This window comes from Flavobacterium sp. CF108 (genome assembly GCF_900129795.1).
Taxonomy (GTDB): Bacteria; Bacteroidota; Bacteroidia; order Flavobacteriales; family Flavobacteriaceae; genus Flavobacterium.
The window spans coordinates 116370-141552 of the sequence record NZ_FQWW01000011.1; the positions used below are offsets into that span (position 1 = coordinate 116370).

A 25183-nucleotide genomic window follows, 5' to 3' on the forward strand; every position below is an offset into this window, starting at 1 on the left:
CAAACTTTATGAACTTAAATGCTTAAGGATAAAAGAAAATTAAGCTTCAATTTTAAATAGTTTCTCTGTTTTAGCATTAAGTCAAGCTTTATGAACTTAATATCTTAATGGTAGAAAAAGAAATTTATGTTTATCTTAAATTTACTTCGTTTTCGAGTGAATTTAATATTTCAGCAATATGAATGGTTTTTATTCTGCTTTTTTGTCTTTTTAAAATTCCCTCTAAATGCATTAAACACGACATATCACCGCCTGTAATATAATCTACATTGTGGCTTTCGTGATCTTTAATTCGGTCTTGCCCCATTTTTACAGAAATGGCTTCTTCGGTTACACAAAATGTTCCTCCAAAACCGCAGCATTCATCTTTTCTCGTTAAAGCAACTAAATCAAGTCCTTTTATGTTGTGCAGTAATTGTTCTGGTTTGGAGAAAAATGGTGCGTTTAATTCCGACATTTGAGAAAGATGTAATCCACGTTGTCCATGGCAGCTTACGTGCATTCCCACTTTAAAAGGAAAACTTCCGTCGATATGGTCGATTTTTAAAATATCAGTTATAAATTCTGTTAGTTCAAAAACGGTGTTTCTAATTTTTGCCGCTGCTTCTTCATTTTTTTCGTCATGCAAATGATCTTTTACATGAAGTACGCAGCTTCCTGAAGGGCAGACAATATAATCAAATCCGGTAAAATTGGCTATAAAATTAGCATCACAGCCTTTTGTTAAATGCGCATAACCGCTGTTTGCCATTGGCTGGCCACAGCAGGTTTGTCCCATCGGAAAATGAACCTCACAGCCTAATTTCTGTAAAAGTTCGTATGTCGCGATCCCCACTTTCGGATAAAACTGATCGACATAACACGGTATAAATAGTCCGATTTTCATATTCTTGGTAATTATTATTTTTTTCACGCAGATTTTAAAAGATTTAGGCAGATGCACGCAGATTTTTTAAATTAGATCTGCTTAAATCTGCAGAATCTGCGTGAAAAAAATCTATTAAATCCTTTAATCTGTGGCATAAATTTTTAATGTTTGTAAAACTTCAAATCAATCAAATCATTCTGGATTGGTTTAGGATTCCAGTTCTGGTGAATTGCCAATGCAGCTCCCAAAGCACTTGCCTGCGCCATTGATGCGGCATAAACCTCTACATCTGGAAAAGCTTCGGCTAATAAATTCATATAAATGGAATTTTTGCTGAAACCTCCGTCTACAAATATTTTCTTTACCGGACTGTTATGAATGACTAAATTAGTTGAAAAAACTTGTTGTTCTACTAAATCTAACATTAATTGATGATAAGCGATTTCATAGCTTTTAAATGTTGAAAGGTCTCTTTTTTGAAAAGGGCATTCTTTCAGGATGTCAAAATTATACTTTTTAGGATAAATAATTTGAAAATTTAAAGCTCTTAAATTTGAAACGACATTTTTATCAAAATAAACATCTTTGTACGTATCAACCGGAACGTTAAAATGTTCTGCTAAACGTTTGGTCTGTACTTCGTGTTCGTTTCCTGCAAAAAGTCTCGCAGCTTTTACAGGTTTTTCTGTGTATTGTAAATAACACAAACAATCGTGTTGTAACTCTTCAAAAGTCAACGGTTTATTGTTGAACGGATTTAAGGAAATACTCCAGGTTCCTGTTGATAATAAAACAAAAGGCTCGGTAAAGTTTATGGTATACGGAATTATCGCCGATGAACTATCGTGAAGCCCTGCTCCTACAGCTAAACCTTCTTTATTTTTTATAACATCTTTTCCGTTATAAAGCGGCGGAATTTTACCTGAAATGCCTTCATTTTTTAACCATTTGTGGTATTTCATTTTTTTGAAATTCCAAAGATTGGTATGACAGCCCACGCTTGTAATATCGGCGTAAGCTTCATTGGTTAAAAGAAAACTCAAAAACTGCGGCAGGTGTAAACAATATTGCACCTTTTTAAACAAGTCCGGTTTTTCTTCTTTTAAACGGTAAATCTGCATTCCTGAATTTAAGCTTCCCAAAACGGGAGAAGCTGTTTTTACGGCAAATGCTTCTTTTCCTTTGTATTTTTTATAGAAATCGTTTTTTAAATCCTCTGGATAATCTTTTAAATAATTATACAGAGGAGTTAAAACTTTTCCTTCTTTATCAATGTAGACAAAACTAGCACCGTAAGTACTAAAATTGATGGCTTTTAAAACATAATTAGTTAAAGTTTTTATTTCTGACAAGCGCTCAAAAATCCAGTTTTTAAGCACTTCTATATCTTCGCAGGGAAAACCGTCTTCGTCGACCGTTTCGTCAAAATTGACTGATTTCTCCCAAACAATTCTATAGTTTTCATCAAATAAAAATACTTTTTTGTTTGTTTTACCAATATCAAAAATTGCAACTACATTCATTTAATTTAGTTATGAGTTATGAGTTATAAATTATGAGTTAACGAATTATGTTTTTGTTAAGTTTTTTTATCAACTTATAATTCATAATTCAAAACTCATAATTACAAACCAGTAGCTAATGTTTTTAATCCTCTTTCTCCAATAAGATTTTTTCTAACAGAAAGGCTTCTGTATAATTCTACCGGATTTAAAGCGGCTCCTGAACGCAAACGAGCTTCAGCAACTAATGCGCGAACGTCTGTACGGAAAGCGTTTTGAAGAATTTCCTGTGCTTTTACTACGTCATTTTCCTGTTGTGCTTGTTCTAATGCTTTTCTGTCTACAGAAAGTGCCTGTGCGTAAGCAATCATAATGGCTTCAACAGATTGTAATAAATCTTCTAATGGATCTTTAATGTTGTGCGAAGCGTCAATCATCCAGCCTAAATCTTTGGCGTGGTTCATTCCTCTTGCGTCCATTCCTTCTACCAATTCATTGAAAATCAAAAATAATTGATATGGTTTTAAGGCTCCGGCTGTTAAATCGTCATCGCCGTATTTTGAATCGTTAAAGTGGAATCCGCCCAGTTTGTTTTCCATTAATAATAAGGAAACAATCTGTTCGATATTAGCGTTTGGCAAATGATGTCCTAAATCGACTAATGTTTGTGCTTTATCTCCTAGTTTTTTTACGTAAGAATACGATTGTCCCCAGTCTGCAACTGTTGTAGAATAAAAGTTAGGTTCGGCGCATTTGTATTCTAAAAATAGTTTCCAGTTTGAAGGTAATGCATCGTAGATTTCTTCTAAACTTTCTAAGGTATTTTGGTATGCTTTACGAAAGTTTAACTGCCCCGGAAAGTTAGAACCGTCTGCAAGCCAAACGGTTAAAGATTCAGATCCTAATTCGATTCCGTGTTTAATCACTTCAATATTGTGTGCGATTGCTTGTTTACGAACGGCTTTATTTACGTTTTGTAATGATCCGTATTTGTATGTATGTTCTGCGTCTGCCTGATCCTGAAATGTATTCGAGTTCATGGCATCAAACTTTAAATTGTGCTGTGACGCTAATGTTTTGATTGCTTTATAATCTTGTGGAATATCCCACGGAATATGAAGCGAAATGGCTCCTGAAGCGTTGTTTAATTTATGAAGCAATCCAACATCTTCGATTTTTTCTTCGATTGAACGTGGTTCTCCGCCTCCGGCAAAACGTCCGAATCTTGTTCCTCCTGTTCCTAAAGCCCAAGATGGGATTGCGATTTGAAAATCGATTAGTTTTTGGATAATCGCTTCTGCATTATCAATTTCTGATGTTGTAAAAACAAGTTTGTTTTGGTGTTTTTTTAATAAATCTTCGTTATGAGATTCGATGTGGTTTGATCCGATTAACATAGTTATTGATATTTTAATAGAGTTACAATATATGAATTTTAGACGCAGATTTGACGGATTCGCTATCGCGAAGACGCGGAAAAAAACGGATTTTTATAAGATTGAATTAAAAAAATCCGTTTTTTTCCGCGTTTTCGCGATAGCGAATCTGTTTCATCCGCGTTCTATGTCCTTATATTTAATATTTTTCACTTAAAATTTTTACACTGAACTCTGGTTTAACTTTACTATTTTATGGCAATTGGTCTGCTTATAAAAATGGGATGTCTAAAAAAATCTAACGTTCGAAAGAATTCGAACGCTAGACCACAAAAAACCACTTTTGCTTAAACAAACTTATAAAAAAACTTAAATAATTTTTATCTATAAAAGCCCATTGCTACGCCGCCGTCTACGTTTAAGGCGTTTCCTGTCGATTTGTTCAGGAAACCTCCAACAAACGCAAAACAAGCATTTGCGATATCATCCGGCAATATGATTTCATTCAATAACGTACGTTTTGCATAGTATGCCGGTAATTCTTCTACCGTGATTCCGTATGCTTTTGCACGACCTTCTGCCCATCCTCCAGACCAAATATTTGAATCTGAGATTACAGCATCAGGATTTACAGTGTTTACACGAATTTTATCGGCTCCTAATTCGGCGGCCATTAAACGTGTTAAATGCGCCTGAGCGGCTTTTGCAGAACCGTAACCCGGATTATTTGGACCGGCTACTACTGCATTTTTAGAAACAATGTTTACAATATCCCCTCCAAAACCTTGTTTGCGCATTACTTCGATTCCGGCTTTAGAAACAATAAATTGTCCTTTTACCAAAATATCATATAATCTGTCCCACTCTTCAAGCGTATGTTCTGCAATAGATTTAGAAATACTGATTCCGGCATTGTTTACAATAATATCTGCACCGCCAAAAGCTAAAGAAGCTTGGTCTAAAGCTAATTCTGTACTTTTTTCATCCGTAACATTTAATAAAGTGCTTGAAACTGCATCTTTACCAAAAGCTTTTATAAACTCAGCTGTTGCGCCTTCTAAACGCTCTTCGTTGATATCATTGATTACTACACAAGCACCTTCCTGAGCAAATTTCTTCGCAATAGCTTTACCAATTCCGCCTGCAGAACCTGTAATTACAGCTACTCTTCCTGACAATGCTTTTGGTTTTGGCATACGCTGTAATTTTGCTTCTTCTAATAACCAATATTCAATATCAAATGCTTCTTGGTGCGGTAATGAAGTATATTCTGAAACTGCTTCAGCACCTTTCATTACGTTTACGGCATTGATATAATATTCTGATGCTAAACGTGCCATCGTTTTATCTTTTGCAAAAGTGAACATCCCTACTCCCGGATATAAAATCACCACCGGATTTGGGTCACGCATTGCAGGAGAATTCGATTTCTTGCAGGCATTATAATAGTCTTTGTACATAGCACGGTAAGCTTCAAAAGCCGGAGCTAATTTTGCTTTTACCGCATCAACATCTGATAAGTCTTCGTTTGGATCTAATGTTAAAACCAGCGGACTGATTTTTGTTCTTAAAAAGTGATCCGGACAAGATGTTCCTAACGGAGCTAATTTTGAAAGGTCATTTGAATTAATGAATTCCAATACTCTTGCATCATCTGTATAATGTCCTATCATTTGACGTTCTGATGAACAGAAACCTCTTAAAATTGGAGCTGCTTTTGCTGCTTTTAATTTACGGTCTGCTTCTGGAAGACTTTCGATTTTCTGACCTCCAAAAACCGGACGTTTTTTGCCGTAGTTATTCTCTAAATATTCAGCACATTTTTCGATTACTTCCAGCGTATTGATATAACTTTCGTATGCAGTCTCTCCCCATGTAAAAAGACCGTGAGAACCTAGCATGATTCCGCGTAGTTTTTTTCCTTTTTTTGCAGCTTCTTCTAAACAGCTTCTTAATTGAAGTCCTAAGTCAAAGCCCGGGCGCTGCCAGCCTACCCAGCCAATTTCTCCGTCAAATAATTCTTCGGTGATTTTTGCACCGTCTTTTGCTGCAGCGATTGCAATTGCCGCATCTGGATGAAGGTGATCAATATGTTTAAATGGCAAAAAACCGTGCAAAGGCGTATCAATAGATGGCGCTTTTGAAGCCAAATCGAAAATACAATGATTGAATAATTCTACCATTTCATCTTCAAACTCGATTCCTTTATAAACTTTTTCAAGATTACGTAATCTGTCTAAATATAATGCTGCACAGCCAGATTTTGTCAATGTACCAATATCTCCTCCAGAACCTTTAATCCACATAACATCTGAACTTGCTCCTGTTAAGGGATCTTTGTCTGTAATTTTTACAGAAGTATTTCCTCCTCCATAGTTAGTCAATCTTAAATCGGCTCCTAAAAGGTTCGAACGATAAATGAAAAGCGCTACTTCATCTCCTGCTAATGCTGCTGCTTTAGCTTCATCCCAAAGATAGCTCACATGCTTAAAATTCATATTTTTTGTATTTGTATTTGACATTGTTATCATATATTTTTTCAAGTATTTACAAAGAATTCCCAATTCCGACCAAAACGATCGAAAGCATTATCAATCCGATCCCCCAAATAAAAGTTCTGAATGTTTTTTTAGAAACACCCTGCCACTCTTTCAAATAGAATCCCCAAAAGTTTGCTGTTAAAATAATGGTTGCCATATGCAGAATCCATGAACTGGCACCGTTTCCTAATTTACTTTCGCCCATTCCGTAGAAGAAAAACTGCAAGAACCACATTGTTCCGGCAAGTGCAGAAAACAAAACGTTTTTGGTTATTGGTGTTTCTTTATTGGTATAATCACCAATTGATCTGTTTTTAAAATTAAGGTACAAACACCAAATAAAATTGGTTGTTAAACCTCCCCAAAGCAAAACGATATAGGTTACATTGTTTTGAAATAATGGATTACAGCCATTTATGACGGCCTGCTCTGCCATTGGTTTTCCAGCTTCGATTCCGTAATTAAAAAAAGAACTTAAAATTCCAGAAATTACCGCAATGATTAAACCTTTTACAAGACTGAAATCTTTGTCTTTATCTTCGTGTCCAACTGCAAAATCTTTTTCTTTTAGGATTCCGGCTTTTCCAGAAATTGCAATTCCCAAAAGACAGACTGCAACACCTAGTAAAACCAATCGTCCGCCAGTAGTTGACAACATATCACTAAACGAAATTTTACCTTCTGTTGGGTATAAATCATAATATATAGAAGGAACTAGGGCTCCAAATGCAGAACAGAATCCTAAAATGATGGAGTTTCCAAGTGACATTCCTAAATAACGAACGCCAAGACCGTATGTTAATCCTCCAATTCCCCAAATCAACCCCATTGAAAAAGTAAAGGTTTTGATGGCTGGCGAAGCTGTAATGATAATTTCAGTAAAATTTGGAATCGTTAAATAAGCTGCAATTGGCGGTACAATTAACCAGGAAAAAAAACCGCCTACAAGCCAGTAGCTTTCCCAAGCCCAATCTTTAACTTTTTTAAAAGGCATATAAAAACTACCTGAAGAAAATCCTCCGATAGAATGAAAAATGATTCCTAATAATGATTCCATTTAATAATTTTGTTTGTGGTTAATTGCGATAGTTAATTTCGTTTTGTAAAATAATATAATGTAGAAAAGAAAACTGTCCTGTACTATCCTTTATGATTCGTGTATTTTTTGTTAAAAGTGCGCATTAATTGCAAAGATCAATTCAATTGTATTCGAAAAATAAATTTAAAAGTGCTACTTTAGCAATCGATTTCGTAATTATTATATCCGCTATTTAGTATAACTGCCTGAAAATAAAGAGTACTTTTATTTTATCGCTGTTGTTTGTAAGGAAAGTAGTAAAATCAGTATATGAAGCCGTTTTTAGGATTGCTTTTTATAAAATTATAATTAAAAAAAAATGTTTCATACCCCTAACCTGAAACAGATTGCAAAATACCAGCATGATTAAATTAATTAAAATAGACGAAGATTCGAGGATTCCCAAATACAAACAAATTGTTGACTCGATTTTGCAGAATATTGCTAACGGAAATTTAAAAATCAACCAAAAAATCCCTTCAATAAACAGTTTCAGCGAAGAGTTTTACATGTCGCGTGATACGGTTGAAAAAGCCTATAATATTTTAAAGGAAAGAAAAATCATTTCTTCGATTAGAGGAAAAGGCTATTATATTACCCGAACAAAACTGGAGTCGAAAGTAAATATTTTGTTTTTGTTTAATAAACTGAGCGCTTACAAAATGAAAACGTACAGCTCGTTTATTGATACTCTTGGTGCCAATGCGCATACTGATCTTCATATTTACCATTGCGACGAAACGCTGTTTTTAAATTTATTGGATAAGTTTGAGGGGGCTTATGATTATTATGTTATTACGACGCATTTTAAAACAGATGAATTAAAACATTTAAGTTTTACGGATGAAGTTGCCAAAGCCATTCAAAGAATTCCGGAAGAGAAATTGGTTTTAATGGATAATATCAAACTTTCGCATGAAGGTGAAATCATTAAAATTTATCAGGATTTTGAAAATGATATTTACAATGCGCTGAAAGAAGGTTTAACGAAAATCACCAAATACAAAAAATTAATTTTAGTATATCCTGATAAAGCAGTTTATCCGTATCCGAGAAGAATTTTGCACGGTTTCAGAAAATTTTGTGTGGAGCACGAAATCAACTTTGAGATTCTTAGTGAAGTTTATGACGATATGATTCTTAAAAAGGGGGACTTATTTATTACTATTGAAGAATCAGATTTGGTTAATTTAATGAAACAGATTCGGGATGAAGAATATGTTTTAGGGAAAGATATCGGAGTTATTTCTTATAATGATACACCTTTAAAAGAATTACTGGGCATAACCGTAATGTCTACTGATTTTAATATTATGGGAGAAACTGCTGCCAGAATGATTTTGAATAAAGAGAAAGGCCAGTTTAAGGTGCCTTTTAATTTTATTGATAGAAATTCTATCTAAGCTACTAAGGTTCTAAGTTTTTTTATACATAGATTAAACCTCCAAAATGCAATGAATTTGGAGGTTTTTATTTTAAGTAAATAAAACAAAACTCAATCCCAACCTTTTTACAATTTATTATATCATTATAATAAAAGTAAGTCTATGAAAAATATACTTTATGTATTGCTGATTCTGTCTTGTATACTTTTTAATTCCTGCAAGGCAAAATTAAAATATTACCCTTTTTCAGATACGCCTTATTCTATATTTATGAAAGGTACTAAAAGCGGCGTAATGGTTACTTCTACCAAACAAGTTCTTATTCCGCCAAACTATGAGACAATAGATCGGTATTTGGTTGGTGAAACTTACCCGCCAACATCAAAGCAGATTTTTTATATTGGATATTATCCGCTAGACACCATTACCTGGAATTCCAAAAGTTTTCTATTTAATGTAAATGGTAAGTTGATATATACTTTTGATGAAGGTGAAAGTATAAAATCACTTTTTCACTATAATAAACAGCTTTATCTTATAACCAAAAAACAATTTTTAGGTGAACAAACAATTCCCGAGCAGACCAATCTTATAAAATTTGATGACAAATTACTTCGTTTAGATGATAATAAAGCGAGTGAAATTTGTAGTTATCCTGTAATAACACACCTTGATAAAAATATGATTTATCTTAATAGTGACAATCAATTTGGATATTTCGATCTCAATACAGATAAAAAGATTCTATTAAAATTGTATAAAGATTTTCAAAGCTATTTATATGTAAAAAAGAAAAATGAAATTTGGGCGCAGAAAAGCAATTCAGAAACCGGAAAACCAAATCCATATTATGATACCGCTATTGACAGTACATTAAACGTCAAACCTAATACTGCCAAAAATGTACTAATGGCTTATGATAAATATTATTTTTCTGAAACTGAAAAAGGGATTCAGATTGTTGATTTTGATGGAACAATTTCTCCTTTTGCCTATCCTTTTCTTGAGTCTGTAAAACAGAGAGCAGCTCATTATGCTGATATCCATCCAAATTATGACATCATTGTAGATAAACTTTTTGCTTTTTCACTTCAAAAAGAAGGAGCTATAATGGGAATTATTGATCAAAGCGGAAAGATTATCCTGCCTGCCGAATTTAATCTAATAGGGATGCAGACAATACATTTTTATTATCAGCCAAGTAAAGAGTTATTCCAATTTTTCAAGGATAATAAATTATTAAACTTTTATTATTTTACGGTTAAAAATGAAGATAAGCATGATGTATATGCTTTATACAACCAAGATGGACAGGAAATTATAAAATTAAAAGAAGACAAAAACGATCGTTGGACGTATCAGTTTGATTTAATGGAACAAAATCGACTGCAAATTAAGTTCCAATGCAGTAATAAAACTAAAACATATGATTTAAAAACTAAAGAATTAATAGCTATTGGACCAAGACAATATTAAGCTTTTTAGAGGTGCTGAGATACTAAGGTTTTTAAAACCTACATATTAAAGTAAAAAAAAACCTCGCCAGTTGACGAGGTTTTAGTTGTATTATTTTTTTGATTCTTCGATAGAAACTTTTCTGAACTCTTTTAAAAGTTTTTCGATTTCTAAAGTAGCTTTACGTGCTCTTGGTCCTGCAGCTTTGATACCTTTTTCAGTTAAAGATTCAGCTTCTGCTTTGAATGTGTCAATTTCGGCGTTGATTTTTACTAATAGATCTTTCATGCTTATAATTATTAAATTAAGGCGCAAAAATAGAAGTTTGATTGATAGTTACAACATATTTGCTGTTAAAATTATCATTGTTTTTTGTTCTTTAAATTAACCTAAAATTTACGAATCACATTTTGCTAAATCATCTTTTTGCAATAAACTATTAATCAGACAATTATTATCAAAACAAAATTTCAGAACTTATTTAAACATGTTTTAAAATAGGTTTATAAAAAAATAAAATGATTTTAAAGTATAAGATTTTCGCTTAAATTTTTATTTCGCCACTGAGAATGTGTGGAATTTTTCCCCAATTGATTGTCTATTTACATGCAGAACTTTAAAATACAGGTTAAATATTAAGATTTTGTTATTATCTATCTTAAATGAGGTTAATATCAAACTCATTTTATGCTTATCTTAATTTTAGCTGAAAGCTGCTTTGCCAGATTGGTTACATAATTGGTAAAATAAACAGAATCCTTAAAGTTTGTATCTGCGCTTAATTCCCATCCCGCTATCGGATAGTAACTTATTTCCTCCTTGTTCTTTATTTTCAGTTTTATGAGATAAGAATCTGTCAGCTGTCCCGTTTTTGGTGCTTCAATATAACCTTTATAAACATTTTTAGGAACAATAACAGCTGTTCCTAAAATCCATTGACGTTCGTAAGTCAATTTATCATGTTGAATAAAACACACAAAATCTCCAGCTTCAACTACCTGCAGCGGGTTTTGGTTGTTAAGGTTAGAAAGCGTTACAAGCAGCATTTCGTTTCCTTTTAAACCATTCAGCGAAACTGTATTTTTATAGCCATACATTCCCGGCCAGATCGAAGTTGTTTCCTGTGCCTGATATTTATTTCCTGAGGCTTTCCAATTTTGATAGTTGTAACTTAAAACCGAATTAACCGGACCTTCGCTTACGATTTTAAAAGTTGTTTTTTCAATATTATTTAAAGTGTCAGCCGCAAGTATTCCGAGTCTGTTGATTTTATTGTCATTAGTCAATAAGGCAAAACCTCCTAAACCAGCCGAATTTCCAACAGGAAAAATATCTCTTCCCCAGTCGTACATTACATGATAATTATCTTCAACGGCGCCTTTGCTGTTGATTCCAACATCTTCCGGCGTTATTCCCGGTAATTTTTTTCCAAAGACATCTTTTGAGTTTCTTCCATCTAAATAATGCCTGAAACCTACTTTATCATTTTCCCAGGTTGGTCCGTCAGTTTGGTATTTTTGATAGCCTAATTTTTTATGTACTTGGTCTGCCATTAAAACTTCCTGCGTATCCGGATGAACAGGAAGGTTTTTCCCTTCTCTTTTTCCAAATCGTACACTTGTTTTTATTGGATATTTAGGATTTTTATTTGACCAATTCAGCACTATTGTTTTTTCTTCATTTGGAGAAAAATTGGTTACAAAAAAAAGTTCATCCCATTTTCCATCACTGTTTAGGTCATTAACCTGTGCAGGAATAGTATCATCCTTAAAAAGTAAAACCGGATAAGTTCCTAAATCTTTATTTGTTGTAAGCTGATTTCTTTTTACAGTAATCGCTTTTTGAAATAATTCTATATTAGAAGTGTTTTTTAAAACAATCTTATTTTCTTTAGAAAGTTTTTGCTGCGCCTGGCACGACGCAAAAATTAGTGTAGAGAATGCAATTGAGGTGCAAAGTTTAATTGTACTTTTCATTCTTTTAATTTTAAACCAATTTAAGTATTAAAATGAAATTAATTATAATTCCTCTCTAAATTTACAGCACAAAAACATTTTCTGTATCCTGCGCTTCCCTGTTTGGTTTAAATAAAATGCAAAAAGTTTTTTTGCAATTTTAAAACTGTGTCATAAAAAACAAAGCTTTTTGAAAACTGTCAAGCTGGGTATGGCTAACTGCCGGATTCGAAAATTTAATTTCCGGAATTTTTGAGATAAAATCTGAAGTGTCTTTAAAATAGGAATTTAATTCTTTTAAAAGCTCATTTCTTGATTTTGATGCATCTATAAGTTTTAAATTTTTAATCTCGTTAAAATAAAGCAAACTATTATGTAAATGTTTATTGAAGAAACAAACCATTACATTAGTTCCCTTTTTTTCTAATTTTAAAAAATCTATTAATTCTGATTTGTCATATACAACAAATATAGAACGTTCAAAATCTTTGGGTTTACTTCCGTTTTCTAACAAGAAAGAATCTTCAGAAAATTCAAACTCTTTTTTAAAACTTCTTCTAAACATTTTTAAAAAAACACCCTGATTATCTCTAACTAAAACACTCTCCTTTTTCATTGTTTCTTATAAAATTATTTTAAAAAAGACTTCAATTAAACCTTTGTAACATGCGTTACATTGTTTTCTACAAATGCGACTAATTTTTCAATATCTCGTTCATTTCTGGCATTATTAGCTATAGAAATAATATAACCGTTTCGTTCTTTCACATACAAAAAGAAAAAATCTTTAGTAAGCATTGCTTTTTCAATTTTACTCCATTTATGTTTAAATCTTCCTAATGGTGACTGCACATAGATAAAAGTATTAGTAAAGTTAAACCGGTATTTGTTTATAAAATTTTCAGACTGAAGTAATCTTTTTGCCAGTCTAAAAATGATTTTACAAATAGAATTTACAACAGAGTACTGAATCATTAAAAACAAAACAACAAACAATAAACTCCTTATTATCCAATCAATTAAGTCTTTACCATTTTTCAGGTCAATAAAAATCAAGAAGAATAATATAATAGAAAAGAGGGCTAAAATTCTTTCTTTGTATAGATGTTTAAAATACATCTTATTCAATTTTTGAATTTCAGAAACGTCCAACCCAAACTCTAATGAAAAATTAGGAGTATTCATTTTTATGCGGCAAAAGATTGCGTTTGTTTTTGTATAGGACAAAATTACCACAAACAGAAAGCCATGAACTCCCCCTAACGACATAAGTTTATTAAAATAGGACATTAATGCAAACTGCTAAATCAAAAAAAATCTTTTATAAAAGTTAAGAATAATAAAAAGATTATTCCATATGTAAGAAATATCATTTAATCTAAAAATGTAAAAATCGTTTCTTTTCATCAACTAAAACAATTAAAAAAACAACCTAAATAAGTCAAAAAAATACCAAAATAAGCTATAAAAATAAATGCTATTTATTTTGTTTTCAAATAGTTAATTATAAACAATCTTTAAGAACCTAAACCCAATTATTTAATTACATTTGGCCTGTAATTTAAAATGATTATAAACTATTTCGTACAAAATGAAATCTGAGCAGACAGAAGAAAAATTAAAAGAACGCGTTAAGGAATTAACCTGCCTTTACGAAATTTCAAAAACAATATCGCAATCAAATGATATAGAAAAAGAAGTACTTGAAAAAATTATTTTCATCATTAAAAATGCATGGAAATTTAACGACGATGCAATTGTAGAAATCCAGGTTTTAGATTATCATTTTTTAACCTCCATATTATCTAAAAACACAATATTTCAAAGCAGTACGATAAATATTCCAGGTACAGAACCGGGAAATATTAAAGTTCATTATCCACAGAATAAATACAAGCCTGACCAATTCCTTGAAGACGAACAAAAACTATTGAATACGGCCGCAATAGAAATTGGAAATTATATTGAAAAATATCAAACTTTAGAAAAAAAAGACCGTTTACGCAGAACAATCGAAAGAATAGACCGATTATCTACCCTTGGTGAAATGACCGCCGGAATTGCACACGAACTCAATAATCCTTTAGGAAATATTTTAGGATATGCTGAACTTATAAAACTCAGTAATGTTGATCCTGAAATCGATTCTGATATTACCACAATCATTAAATCAGCAATTTACACCAGGGAAATAGTAAAAAAATTAATGTTTTTTTCGAGTGAAATGCCCTATCAGCCCAGACAAGAAGAAATCAAGCCAATTGTAACATTTGCCTTATCCTTTTTAAAACAGAACTTTCAAAAAAAAGAAATTAAAAGTGAATTAATAATTAAAAACTGTTCATTAACAGCAAAAATAGATGCCGTACAAATTACACAGGTTCTCTTTAATTTACTTATAAATGCCATACACGCCTCACCACAAAAAAGCATCATTAAAACAATTGTCGAAGATGATGCTAAAAACCTATTCATTACTATTGAAGATGAAGGTCACGGAATACCTGATGCTATTAAACAAAAAATTTTTAAATCATTCTTTACCACAAAAACCACCACCAGCGGCTTAGGTTTAGGACTAAGCGTTGTTCATGGAATTGTTAAAACCCATAATGGAGAAATAATAGTTCAAGACAACAAACCATCGGGTACAATTTTTACAATAAAACTTCCCCTAAGTTAATTAAAAATGAATTTAAGAAAAGAAAACATACTCATTGTCGATGACAATTATGAAACGCTTGATTTTGTTCAGCGTACTATAAAGGCATTAAATTTTAATACTTATAAAGCATCATCTGTTAATGAGGCTATTGATGTTTTAAAATCAAGTGCTATAGATTTATTAATTACAGATCTTAATATGCCGGAAGTAAACGGTATAGAATTATTAAAATATACAGAGGAACATTTTCCTGTTGTCCCTAAATTGGTTATAACCGGATTTCCTACCGTAAATGATGCCATAAATGCCCTTAAATCGGGTGCCTTAGACTATCTCATAAAACCATTTACAAATGAAGAACTTAACAATGCTATTAAGAGTTCTTTATTAAAAATGAAAAACAGTTTTAAAGCTTTTAATAGTGATTCTTTCTTAGTTCCTCAAGAAAACAGCTATTCTGCCTTAATTGGCCAGTCTTCTCAATTTAAAGAATTGGTAGAGATGATCAAACGTGTTAAAGACAACAAAGCCAATATTTTGATTGAAGGAGAAAGCGGAACAGGCAAAGAGCTAATTGCTAAAGCAATACACAATATGGGTGCTTTGGCAAAAATGCCTTTTATATCTATTAACTGCGGCGGTATACCTGAAAGTCTTCTGGAATCAGAATTATTTGGTTATACAAAAGGTGCTTTTACCGGTGCAGCAGAATCTAAAATTGGCTTATTTCAGGCCGCAGCCGGAGGCACAATTTTTTTAGACGAAATAGGTAATGCCTCTATGGCTTTTCAAACAAGACTGCTGCGTGTATTACAAGAAAAAGAAATTACGCGTATAGGCGCTACAACACCAGAAAAAATTAATATTCGAATTATTGCAGCTACAAATAGTGATCTCCGTAAAATGGTACTGGACGGAACTTTTAGAGAAGATCTTTTTTATCGAATAAATGTTATAAACATACAAACCTCCCCATTACGAGAAAGGAAAGAAGATATTGTACTTCTTGCCAATAATTTTATTGCAAAATATGCCGCAGAGTATCATAATCCAAAAGTAGTAATGGATGATAAAGTTATGGAAGTTTTAATACGTTACGACTGGCCGGGAAATATTAGGGAACTTGAAAACATAATGCAGAGAATGATTATCATGAGCGATGAAATTATTACGCTTAAGAATGTACCTGATGATTTAAAATATCATATTCCTCATAAAAACGATTCTTTTAAAACCTTAAAAGAATATGAAAAAGAGCAGATCGTAAAAGTACTTAACTCTGTTGGCAATAATAAAAGTAAGGCGGCAAAGATTTTAAATATAGACCGTAAAACACTCAATCAAAAAATTACATAACGAGTAAATAATCCCCAGTCGGGAATAATTTCCTATGCTTAAAATACGGTCTTTTTGTCTGTCAAAAAAATAATTAATTGATACCCAACTACTAATCAAAAATAAAAAAATGAGGCATATGTTTTGCCTACTATAAGTCAAATAAACAATAGAATAAGATTTATAGTACAAATAAGTAAATTGATTAAAGTTTAATATAAAAACGAAAAAACTTATTTATTTCAACCAAACAATACTATTAATCAACAACTTAACAAAAAATATATTAATTTTATAATACAAACTACTTTTCCTGTGAAAACAATAGAACATTTTTATAGTGCCGATTTAAGCTGGGTAGAAAATTTTGCAAAACAGTATGACGGAAAAGTCGAGGGCAATTTTATAATTGTTCCTGAGGATATCCAATCCGGAACAAGGTATTTTCTTGATTGCGGCGAAGGAATTATAGCCTATTACATTAATGTAGAATACAAGAAAAATTTACACCTCATACAAAAAAATTCAAGCAACGATTTTGTTGGATTTTATTATAACTTAACAGATGGCGAAGCCACTGTATCTGTTCATAATTCCATGTACAATGTAAGCAGGTGGCAGTACAATTTATCTATTATTGACGGTACTCTAGAATCTGATTATAATGTAACAAAAGGGAGTAAAACATTTGCTTTATGCATCTTTATCAAAAAAAGCTCCATAAGGGAATATGCCATAAAAAACCGTCTTAAACTGCCTAATATCGATGAAATAATAAATCCTGAAAAAAATACTATAATCCGCTTTGACAGGATGAGCAATGAAAGCTTTCATATTCTTGACGATTTAAGGAAAAAGAAAGTTGGAGGGCCAATTTTTGACTTAAATTTAGTTGGAACTGTTCATATGCTTATTGCCAATTATCTTAAAAAACTGGCAGCCAAACGTATCATTATTCAAACTGTAAACCAGCCCGATTTAACAAGCATTATTGCTACGCAAATGTATTTAATCGAAAACATTGAAGATCATTTTCCAAGTATTAAACTACTGGCAGAAAAAGCAAATATGTCTGAATCTAAATTTAAAACGCTGTTCAATAAAATAACAGGAAGTACGCCTAATATGTTTTTCATAGAAAATAAATTACTGAGAGCCAAAGAACTGCTTGAAACTAAACAATTTTCTATATCTCAAATTTCAGACCAGCTTAATTTTACCAACAACTCTTATTTTGCCTCAAAATTTAAAGAATACTTTGGAGTTTCTCCTAAAACATTTGTCCAAGACCTATAAAAAATATTTTAAATAAGTACAGTATACATACTGCATTTTTAAAAATTTCTATATGAAAAAAATATTTCACTATTATAGTCTCACGCCCGAATGGCAGCATAAACTGGCCGAACAGACAGAAACAAAAGTTATAGATAATAAGATTATTGTATTTCCTGAAAAAATCGGCAAAGGGCAATCTTATTTTACACAGGTTACACCAGGCATTTCTGTATTTTTTATTGATTTATCCCTTAATATACCTTTAAAAATATGCCGGGAAGTATCCGAAAATGATTTGTATATTTTTCATTTTGACTTAAGTGAACATGTAAATTTAATTAAGATTAATAATGAAGATTACGAAATTGGATCTTACGACAAGTTAGATCTTGCTATTATTGATAATCAAATAGAAAGTTCGTATAAGCCTGCAGTACATGAAAGAACCTTTGCTGTACGAATATTAGTAGACAAAAAATTACTAGCCAATTTCATTGCCAAATATACAAGTCAGGAACCCAAACCCCGCACAAAAGATAAAGCTCAAAAAAAAGACGAATTCTATCATTATGGCAATATTGACAGCAACAGCACACTTTTACTGCAATCGCTTAAAACTAAATCAGTATATGATTTATCGTTTGATTCTTTTATAAAAGGCACTACTTTAAAATTACTTGGTAATTTCTTCAGCCGATTTTATGATCTGGAAAATAATACCAATGCATTAACTCAGGCAGAAAATGAAGCAATGAATAAAACAAAAGAGTTTCTTCTGGATAATATTTATGGCCCATTTCCTTCAGTAGTATTTTTGGCAACAATGGCCGGAATGTCTGAATCAAAATACAAAATCGCATTTAAAAAATGTTTTAATACCACACCAAATAATTTTTTCATCAAAGAAAAAATGACAATAGGAAGAGAGCTTCTTAAAAGCGGGGAGTTTCATACTTTAACCGAAGTTATGTATGAGTTAAACTATAGTAAATTAAGCTATTTTACTTCAAAATATTATGAGCTTTTTAATCGAAAACCTATTGATGATTTTGTAAAAAAAGGACACTAAAAATTAATTGTTAATTATAGCTCTTATAACAAAAAAGGGTATTCATATGAATACCCTTTTTTGTTATTGCTATTAATATTTTTTTAATGCGCATTTATACTTACAATAAATTCTGAACGTCTGTTCACTTGGTGTTCAGCTTCTGTACATGTTACACCATTTGTACATCTGTTTAATATTTTAGTTTCTCCATATCCATGACCCGAAACACGCTCAGCATTAATACCATGTGCTACAATATAATCAACAGTTGCTTTGGCTCTGTTCTCAGATAATTTCATATTAAAATCATCACGTCCTCTACTATCTGTATGTGAATTAATAGTCAACGATAAACTAGGTCTTGTACGCATTACTTCAACTACTTTATCCAGCTCAGCCTTAGATGATTCTCTAATTTTGTAACCATTATAGTCAAAATAAATAGGACTTAAGTTCAAAATTTTATTCAAATCAATTCCTTCAGTAATCTGTTTTGTTTCACCATTAACTACAACTTCCAGTTCATTAAGGAACTCAAATGAGTACTCTCTTTTCTCCATTGGTTTAAATGGTGGTGCATCCTGATTTTTTTCAGTAATTCCAGGTTTTTTATAAACTAATTTATACTTAATATAAGGATCTAATTCCGTTTTATATTTACCTTCTGCATCTGTATAAATAGTATTTATTAGTTCTTGTTTCTCATTAAAAATCTGAATTTCAGCGCCTTCAATTGGGCCTCCAGATGTATATTTTAATGTTCCAAATACAATTGGATTTATACTAAAGTCAAAATTAACTGGACTGTTTTCTGTAAATCCGTAGATATCATCATTGCCGCTTCTGTTTGATGACATATATCCTTTTTTAGTTTTGCTGTCAATTACATAAGCGAAATCATCACTTGCTGTATTTACACCATCTCCTACATTAACCACTTTGTATTTCCCTTCAGTATCTTTCATTGCAGCAAATACATCCAGACCACCTAATCCGGGATGCCCGTCAGAAGAAAAATACAATATACCTGATGCATCTACATAAGGATAAGTTTCTCTTCCCGGAGTATTGATCTCGTCACCTAGTTTTCTTACGTCGTTACCAACAAAACCGCCTTTATTTAAACTTGCTACATAGATATCTGAGTTACCAAATTTATTATTTCTGTCAGAAACAAAATAAAGTTCCGTTTCGTCAGGGCTTAATGCAGGGTGTGCCGATGAAAATCCATCACTGTTAATTGGATAACCCAATTCTCTAATATTAGCCCATTCTCCATTTACATTTTGAGCAACATAAATTTTCAAATAACTTGTACCGTCTTTATCTGCACCCAGTTTACCGTCAATGTAATTATTTCTGGTAAAAAACATTGTCTTACCATCTTTTGTAATTGCCGGTGTACTTTGGTGATATCTTGTATTTACATCTCCTTTTAACAGTACCGGATTTTGAAGTCCTCCGTCAATTGTTACATCAGCAGAATATAATTTTAAAAATGCTTTTTCATTCCAGCTGTGTTTACGTTTGATTACCGTTCCGGTATCTTTAGCAGATGCGAATATTACTTTGTCTTTGCCATAAAAAGCACTTCCAAAATCTGAAAACGGTGTATTAATTTCTACTGGTTTTAAAGTGTAACGACCAGATTGTGCTTTGATCGCCTGCATCAATTTAGTTTCGCCCCAATTTGCACTAAGATCATTCTTACCAGCTTTAGAGTAATAAAACTTCATGACTTTTTCAGCTTCATTATAATTTTGTGTATTATTTAAAGCCTGTGCATATCTAAAATAATATTCCGGATCAACTTTTGTAGTAGAAGTAACAATTTTAGAGTAACACTTTACTGCCTCAGGGTAATTTCCATTATAATAATAACTATCTCCAAGTTTTGTATAAACTTCTGTTGTATTAACTCCTTTATTAATCTGTTCTTCATACAATTTCGCTGCTTCAACAAAAGCGAATTTGTCATATGCTTTATTTGCTTTTTCTAATCTTTTATCCTGTGCCTGTACGCTAATATTCATTATACAAGCCATCAGGAAAATAAAAGCAATTTTTATATTTTTATAAATCATCATCTTTGGTATTAGGTAATTATTAGAAGAATCTTGGCGTTACTAATCTTGATTTTGAAGAACCTGTTAATTCAAATCTCAAGAAAATCTCATGCGACCCTGAGTTATAATTTCCAAGTTTCGTTGTATCATGATCATAACCATAACCAACCATAAGACCATCAGTAATTTGAAAACCTGCCAATGCACTTACGGCGGCATCCCAACGATAGGCTGCACCCAGCGTAAATTTGTCATTGAACATAAAGTTTGCAGAAACATCAACTGCTAATGGAGCACCTGAAACATATTTTGTTAAAACTGCCGGCTTGAATTTCAAATAAGGATTAAGATCGAATACATAACCTCCTAATAAATAAAAATGTGATTTAGTAGAATACGTTGTTTCTTTTACATCGTCATAATAAGATGTTTTTAATAGTTTTGGAGATGAAATACCCACGTACCAGCTGTCAGCATGTACATAAAAACCTGCACCTACATTTGGAGAAAATTGAGAAACTGTCCCAACCATATAAGGATCATCCATGCGTTCACGATTTACTTTATTGTAGTCAACACTAAAATTGTCAAAACCTCCAGAAACACCAAATGAATATTTTACATCTGTGCTTCCTAAAATAGTATAAGCAAAACTCGCCATAGCCCCAGTATTTTTTACCGGGCCAATTTGATCGCTTACAACATTTAAACCTATACCGTTAGCATGAGTTCCTAACGGACTTTGAATAGAAAAATTCATTGTTTTTGGTGCACCTTCCAGACCTACCCACTGTGTTCTGTATAATCCTAAGGCACTTATTACTTCTCTTGAACCTGTGTAACCAGGGTTAAATGTCATTGTATTGTACATGTACTGCGAATACTGTGACTCTTGCTGTGCTGAGGCACTAAAAACCCCAGCTAACAATATTATTACTATGTGATATATATTTTTCATTACTTAATTGTTTTCAATACTTATTTTTAGAATTATTGGTTATTGATATACAGGTAACCTGCTTTCTCCTTCGCTTTTTTACCGTTATTATATTTCAATATGTAGAAGTAAGTACCTGTAGGAAGTTTTTCACCTCTATTAATTGTAGCTCGCCCATCTGAATAACCCGCAAACATTACATCACTTTCATTATAACCTTTTGCGTCATATACTTTTACACCCCATCTGTTGTAAATTTCAAGTGTATTGTCCGGGAATTTCTCCAGTCCTTTAATATGGAAAGTATCATTTATGCCATCACCATTAGGAGATACTGCGTTGTACACAACTAATCCATCATCTGCACCAAACGTTTTATCAACTATAGCCATGGTAAACATTCCATATCCATTTACCCTTGCAGTTAACAATTGTGTATAACCTCCATCGCTTTTTGAATTAGGAATTTTATTTATATCAACTTCACCACCTTCATTTACCCATTTTGTACCATCCCAACGAACAATAACAACTATTTTATCATCATTTAAATTAAAAAACTCTGAAGGTGTAGTTCTGGAATCCATAGTAAGAGTCAGTACAATATTTTCTGCTCCTTTATCTTTTGTTACAGTCCAGTATTCCTGATTATTTATAAGCTGAATTTCTCTTTCTTTACTGGAGTGACTATGGTCTTTGTCATCAGAGTTTTTAAAGAAATATTGTGTAGTATATATATTGCCTGGATTATCACCTTTAGCATGATAAGAGGGTCTAAAATAAAATTCGTTTCCAACCGGAAACTCAAATTCATTCTTACCTAACTTTTGAACCCTTCCGTCAACAAAACTGACATCGCTTGCATTTTCATGAACAGCATCTTTTTCAAAAATTACTATTCCGTTTTTCGTAAAATCGGCAGCGCCATTTACAGGAGGTACTGTCGTAATAGCATCAATTATTCCTGTTGAAAAATCAGCGTTCTTATTTACAGAAATTGAAGTTGATAATAAAAAAGGCATTAACCCTCTAACATCTTTCTTTTCATATCTAGAACCGCTATTATCAAATTTTAAATTTTGAAATCCTGCTAGTTTAGAACCTAAAATGTTTTGTAATGTATCTCCCTCAAAAGTTGTTTTACCATCTTTTCCTGCAGTAAAATCAACTTCTCCGTCATTGTTCCAGTTTTTAAAAATATAGACATCACCATCATTGGTAAACTTTCCTGAAGCAGTATTGTCATAATCTTCATAAACGGACATTATAGTATTCCCTTCTACTTTTACATCACCCGTATTATAGAATTGAGCCTGACTTTCCTGACAAGCCAAAAGACCGGCCAAAACCAAAAAGCCACAAACTGAACCTTGTTTAAACAAGGACTCAGAATCGTTTTGTTTGTTTACTTTATATAAAGTATTATTTTTCATATCTATATATTTTTTTGGTATAAATTGTTTTCAAATTATGATGTAAAATTACTTCGGGCTCAAAACTCCAATAACCTGTCAAAGTCATTAGTGTATTAAAATAGGTTTAAATGTTAGTACCGTTTTAACCTCTTTTTTGAGCAGCAAAACCACAAACAACTAGCTGTCATGGATTTAATTAATTTTACGCTGCAAAATTCTTACATAGATGATTGGGCAGTAACCTTAAAAAGTTTTTAGAATTGCAGATTAGGACATTTTATACATCCAGAAAAAAGAAAACTAATTGAAAAATGTGGCAGATGCTGACTTTTATGAATCATTATTTTTTGATCCTATTTTTTTTAGATCAAGAATCAAATCACTAAAATACAGCATCATAAATCAAAGAAAAACATATTATAAGTTCAGCCTATAGTGTAAAAACTACCGCAAAAAAAAGAGGAAGCCGAAACTTCCCCTCTTAAGAAAACAATTACCAAAAAGATTATTTTACTCCTTTAGAAGTAATGAAAAATAATACTGCAAATATCATTGATGACTATTGTACTAATAGTCCATAAACGTTTAATAAACCATAGATTAAGGTTTTTATTGATTCTTTGTCCAAAAAAACACTTTAGAGACTAAAAAACCTAAATAAACAGAATTACATTATGCAGCTTTTTACCTTTATTCGCTAAATATTAAGAGGCGAATGATTAATAATGAGAACGCCAATGATTAAAAATTCAAACATTCCTATATCATCATTAGATGATCTTGCAAATTTTAAAGATCCAGCTAAATAGAGAAAGGAAAACGATAGGGGGCCTGCAAAAAGTAATTTCTTACTTAGAAAAACAAATTGAAGTTTAAGGAAGTAAAAACAATGACTGAACTACAAAGAATTAAAATATCATTAAAGACCTTAATAAGTTTAGGTACTGCCAAAAATCAAGAAGAGCTTGGAAGCTTGCTGGGTTATTCTAACAAATCGTCATTTTCTTAAGTAATAAACGGAAAAGTTAATTTACCTGTTGATTTTATTAATAAGCTATGCAATTTAAATTCACTAATTGACAAAGACCGGATTAAAACCGGAAAAGGGAATATTCTAAAAAACGGCATCGACACCAGCCAGGACATCGATAAAGATAATATTGCAAATAGCAGCATAAATGCCGGTTTTGATAAAAATAAAAGTTTATCACTTATATCTGCCGAAAACATGACCGCATACAACTATGCTAATAAAATTGTTTCAAACTATAATGATGCTCCATTTTTAGTACCAGCTTTTGAAGGGGCTGATTACTTAATTAACATAATAGGTTCCTCAATGTATCCAAATTATAATAATGGAGATATTGCTGCCTGCAGGCATTTGCTGCTAGATACTTTTTTTCAATGGAACAAAGTTTATGTTTTAAATACCGAATAAGGTATGCTGGTTAAACGTGTCTGCAAGTCTAATAATGATAACTTTATAACTCTTGTGAGCGATAATACAGCTTACGATTCGTTTGAACTGCCCAAATCTAAACTGCTTTCTGTCGCAATTGTAATCGGTATAATTAGATTAGAATAACGATTTCTCTTTAATTCTATAAAGCAAGAAATATTTGTACAATTCTAAAAAAACTTATAAAGGGACAAAAATCTTTAATTCTATTGTAATGAACGATGTAACTTAGAGATTTTTAATTATCTACGAATACCTGAAGAAGACGGGTATTATTTCAAATCCTGCGAAGTTCGCTCAGGAACTTAATATCAGCCCTTCTTTAATTACTGAAATATGTAACTTTTACAATTCTCGACGAAGGAGACTCGAGCGATAGTGAACAGGCGAAGCAAATCTCCGCAAGTAACTCGACAAAGATTGGAGACTTTCTTTGCGAAATTTCTAGTGTGTCCTTCGACTTCGCTCAGGAGGACAAAAATTGTGTAAACATATTGTTTGTCTTGACGCAAAGAGACCCGACAGGTTTTAAAAACCTGTCGGGTCTGATTTTGATTGTGGAATTACTTTGCGCCCTTCGACTTCGCTCAGGGTGACAACGATAGTATAACCACAGCGTTTGTCCTTGCGAGGAACGAAGCAATCTCACATAGTTTATTACCAAAGCTGCTTCTTGTTAGTGCGGCTGCTTCGTTCCTCGCAATGACAAGATTGAGCGATGATTTTGTAACCGTACAGTTTGTCATCCTGAGCGAAGTCGAAGGACTCGCAAGCAACTCTACAAAGATTGTATAACCACATAGTTTCAACACAAA

19 protein-coding genes are annotated in these 25183 nt (G+C 32.2%); 7 read left to right on the top strand and 12 right to left on the bottom strand.

Features of this window, described 5'->3' with window-relative positions; all coding sequences use genetic code 11:
- Nucleotides 1-130 precede the first annotated feature (130 nt).
- The 5 genes from BUE10_RS22755 to rhaT form a co-directional block, all read right to left on the bottom strand.
- Complete coding sequence (locus BUE10_RS22755; RefSeq protein WP_073489323.1) at nucleotides 131-886, bottom strand: (Fe-S)-binding protein; 756 nt, start codon at nucleotides 884-886, stop codon at nucleotides 131-133.
- A gap of 143 nt (nucleotides 887-1029) precedes the next feature.
- Nucleotides 1030-2391 (bottom strand): FGGY-family carbohydrate kinase, encoded by a 1362-nt coding sequence (locus BUE10_RS22760; RefSeq protein ID WP_073489325.1) that lies wholly within the window; start codon nucleotides 2389-2391, stop codon nucleotides 1030-1032.
- Nucleotides 2392-2492: 101 nt separating this feature from the next.
- Nucleotides 2493-3767, bottom strand: a complete 1275-nt coding sequence (locus BUE10_RS22765; protein ID WP_073489327.1) for a sugar isomerase — start codon at nucleotides 3765-3767, stop codon at nucleotides 2493-2495.
- A 359-nt stretch (nucleotides 3768-4126) separates the two neighbouring features.
- On the bottom strand, nucleotides 4127-6268 hold the full coding sequence (locus tag BUE10_RS22770; protein WP_073489329.1) for a bifunctional aldolase/short-chain dehydrogenase: 2142 nt from the start codon (nucleotides 6266-6268) through the stop codon (nucleotides 4127-4129).
- Between the two features lie 25 nt (nucleotides 6269-6293).
- Nucleotides 6294-7343, bottom strand: coding sequence for an L-rhamnose/proton symporter RhaT (gene rhaT / locus BUE10_RS22775; RefSeq protein WP_073489331.1), 1050 nt, complete (start codon nucleotides 7341-7343; stop codon nucleotides 6294-6296).
- A 383-nt stretch (nucleotides 7344-7726) separates the two neighbouring features.
- On the opposite strand from rhaT, the gene BUE10_RS22780 reads away from it, so the two are divergent.
- Nucleotides 7727-8767: a GntR family transcriptional regulator gene (locus tag BUE10_RS22780; RefSeq protein ID WP_073489333.1), complete on the top strand. Its 1041-nt coding sequence runs from the start codon at nucleotides 7727-7729 to the stop codon at nucleotides 8765-8767.
- 144 nt (nucleotides 8768-8911) lie between these two features.
- Nucleotides 8912-10225, top strand: a complete 1314-nt coding sequence (locus BUE10_RS22785) for a WG repeat-containing protein (RefSeq protein WP_143055983.1) — start codon at nucleotides 8912-8914, stop codon at nucleotides 10223-10225.
- A 90-nt stretch (nucleotides 10226-10315) separates the two neighbouring features.
- Here the strand turns inward: BUE10_RS22785 and BUE10_RS22790 are convergent, their stop codons facing one another.
- The 4 genes from BUE10_RS22790 to BUE10_RS22805 form a co-directional block, all read right to left on the bottom strand.
- Nucleotides 10316-10492 carry a histone H1 gene (locus tag BUE10_RS22790; protein WP_026729959.1) on the bottom strand — a complete coding sequence of 59 codons (177 nt, stop codon included), beginning with the start codon at nucleotides 10490-10492 and terminating at the stop codon, nucleotides 10316-10318.
- A gap of 392 nt (nucleotides 10493-10884) precedes the next feature.
- Nucleotides 10885-12180 carry a DUF4861 domain-containing protein gene (locus BUE10_RS22795; RefSeq protein WP_073489337.1) on the bottom strand — a complete coding sequence of 432 codons (1296 nt, stop codon included), beginning with the start codon at nucleotides 12178-12180 and terminating at the stop codon, nucleotides 10885-10887.
- A 139-nt stretch (nucleotides 12181-12319) separates the two neighbouring features.
- Nucleotides 12320-12775 carry a hypothetical protein gene (locus tag BUE10_RS22800; protein WP_073489339.1) on the bottom strand — a complete coding sequence of 152 codons (456 nt, stop codon included), beginning with the start codon at nucleotides 12773-12775 and terminating at the stop codon, nucleotides 12320-12322.
- 35 nt (nucleotides 12776-12810) lie between these two features.
- Nucleotides 12811-13344: a YcxB family protein gene (locus BUE10_RS22805; protein WP_159439082.1), complete on the bottom strand. Its 534-nt coding sequence runs from the start codon at nucleotides 13342-13344 to the stop codon at nucleotides 12811-12813.
- 406 nt (nucleotides 13345-13750) lie between these two features.
- Here BUE10_RS22805 and BUE10_RS22810 point away from each other — a divergent pair, with 406 nt between their 5' ends.
- The 4 genes from BUE10_RS22810 (at nucleotide 13751) to BUE10_RS22825 (ending at nucleotide 18506) form a co-directional block, all read left to right on the top strand.
- Entirely contained in the window at nucleotides 13751-14842 is a 1092-nt protein-coding gene (locus BUE10_RS22810; protein ID WP_073489342.1) for a sensor histidine kinase, read from the top strand.
- Between the two features lie 6 nt (nucleotides 14843-14848).
- Entirely contained in the window at nucleotides 14849-16180 is a 1332-nt protein-coding gene (locus tag BUE10_RS22815) for a sigma-54-dependent transcriptional regulator (RefSeq protein ID WP_073489344.1), read from the top strand.
- A 294-nt stretch (nucleotides 16181-16474) separates the two neighbouring features.
- Nucleotides 16475-17455, top strand: a complete 981-nt coding sequence (locus BUE10_RS22820; protein WP_073489346.1) for a helix-turn-helix domain-containing protein — start codon at nucleotides 16475-16477, stop codon at nucleotides 17453-17455.
- A 52-nt stretch (nucleotides 17456-17507) separates the two neighbouring features.
- Nucleotides 17508-18506 carry a helix-turn-helix domain-containing protein gene (locus BUE10_RS22825; RefSeq protein WP_073489348.1) on the top strand — a complete coding sequence of 333 codons (999 nt, stop codon included), beginning with the start codon at nucleotides 17508-17510 and terminating at the stop codon, nucleotides 18504-18506.
- Nucleotides 18507-18589: 83 nt separating this feature from the next.
- Here BUE10_RS22825 and BUE10_RS22830 read toward each other — a convergent pair whose 3' ends face one another.
- From BUE10_RS22830 to BUE10_RS22840, 3 genes are read right to left on the bottom strand one after another with little or no spacing between them, the layout of a single operon-like run.
- The gene (locus BUE10_RS22830; protein WP_083598269.1) at nucleotides 18590-20575 is read right to left on the bottom strand and encodes an OmpA family protein; all 1986 of its coding nucleotides are present in this window, start codon (nucleotides 20573-20575) and stop codon (nucleotides 18590-18592) included.
- Between the two features lie 19 nt (nucleotides 20576-20594).
- Nucleotides 20595-21512, bottom strand: coding sequence for a PorP/SprF family type IX secretion system membrane protein (locus tag BUE10_RS22835; protein ID WP_073489350.1), 918 nt, complete (start codon nucleotides 21510-21512; stop codon nucleotides 20595-20597).
- Between the two features lie 32 nt (nucleotides 21513-21544).
- The gene (locus BUE10_RS22840; protein WP_073489352.1) at nucleotides 21545-22924 is read right to left on the bottom strand and encodes a gliding motility-associated C-terminal domain-containing protein; all 1380 of its coding nucleotides are present in this window, start codon (nucleotides 22922-22924) and stop codon (nucleotides 21545-21547) included.
- 1210 nt (nucleotides 22925-24134) lie between these two features.
- Here BUE10_RS22840 and BUE10_RS22850 point away from each other — a divergent pair.
- Nucleotides 24135-24347 carry a hypothetical protein gene (locus tag BUE10_RS22850; protein ID WP_073489355.1) on the top strand — a complete coding sequence of 71 codons (213 nt, stop codon included), beginning with the start codon at nucleotides 24135-24137 and terminating at the stop codon, nucleotides 24345-24347.
- The last annotated feature ends 836 nt before the right edge of the window (nucleotides 24348-25183 follow it).

Bases quoted from the DNA above. Each gene is read 5' to 3' on its own strand.
- BUE10_RS22835 (WP_073489350.1), bottom strand. From the start codon at position 21,512: ATGAAAAATATATATCACATAGTAATAATATTGTTAGCTGGGGTTTTT.
- BUE10_RS22755 (WP_073489323.1), bottom strand. From the start codon at position 886: ATGAAAATCGGACTATTTATACCGTGTTATGTCGATCAGTTTTATCCG.
- BUE10_RS22780 (WP_073489333.1), top strand. From the start codon at position 7,727: ATGATTAAATTAATTAAAATAGACGAAGATTCGAGGATTCCCAAATAC.
- BUE10_RS22795 (WP_073489337.1), bottom strand. From the start codon at position 12,180: ATGAAAAGTACAATTAAACTTTGCACCTCAATTGCATTCTCTACACTA.
- rhaT (WP_073489331.1), bottom strand. From the start codon at position 7,343: ATGGAATCATTATTAGGAATCATTTTTCATTCTATCGGAGGATTTTCT.
- BUE10_RS22790 (WP_026729959.1), bottom strand. From the start codon at position 10,492: ATGAAAGATCTATTAGTAAAAATCAACGCCGAAATTGACACATTCAAA.
- BUE10_RS22830 (WP_083598269.1), bottom strand. From the start codon at position 20,575: ATGATGATTTATAAAAATATAAAAATTGCTTTTATTTTCCTGATGGCT.
- BUE10_RS22800 (WP_073489339.1), bottom strand. From the start codon at position 12,775: ATGAAAAAGGAGAGTGTTTTAGTTAGAGATAATCAGGGTGTTTTTTTA.
- BUE10_RS22810 (WP_073489342.1), top strand. From the start codon at position 13,751: ATGAAATCTGAGCAGACAGAAGAAAAATTAAAAGAACGCGTTAAGGAA.
- BUE10_RS22850 (WP_073489355.1), top strand. From the start codon at position 24,135: ATGACCGCATACAACTATGCTAATAAAATTGTTTCAAACTATAATGAT.
- BUE10_RS22840 (WP_073489352.1), bottom strand. From the start codon at position 22,924: ATGAAAAATAATACTTTATATAAAGTAAACAAACAAAACGATTCTGAG.
- BUE10_RS22805 (WP_159439082.1), bottom strand. From the start codon at position 13,344: ATGAATACTCCTAATTTTTCATTAGAGTTTGGGTTGGACGTTTCTGAA.
- BUE10_RS22785 (WP_143055983.1), top strand. From the start codon at position 8,912: ATGAAAAATATACTTTATGTATTGCTGATTCTGTCTTGTATACTTTTT.
- BUE10_RS22765 (WP_073489327.1), bottom strand. From the start codon at position 3,767: ATGTTAATCGGATCAAACCACATCGAATCTCATAACGAAGATTTATTA.
- BUE10_RS22825 (WP_073489348.1), top strand. From the start codon at position 17,508: ATGAAAAAAATATTTCACTATTATAGTCTCACGCCCGAATGGCAGCAT.
- BUE10_RS22815 (WP_073489344.1), top strand. From the start codon at position 14,849: ATGAATTTAAGAAAAGAAAACATACTCATTGTCGATGACAATTATGAA.
- BUE10_RS22760 (WP_073489325.1), bottom strand. From the start codon at position 2,391: ATGAATGTAGTTGCAATTTTTGATATTGGTAAAACAAACAAAAAAGTA.
- BUE10_RS22770 (WP_073489329.1), bottom strand. From the start codon at position 6,268: ATGTCAAATACAAATACAAAAAATATGAATTTTAAGCATGTGAGCTAT.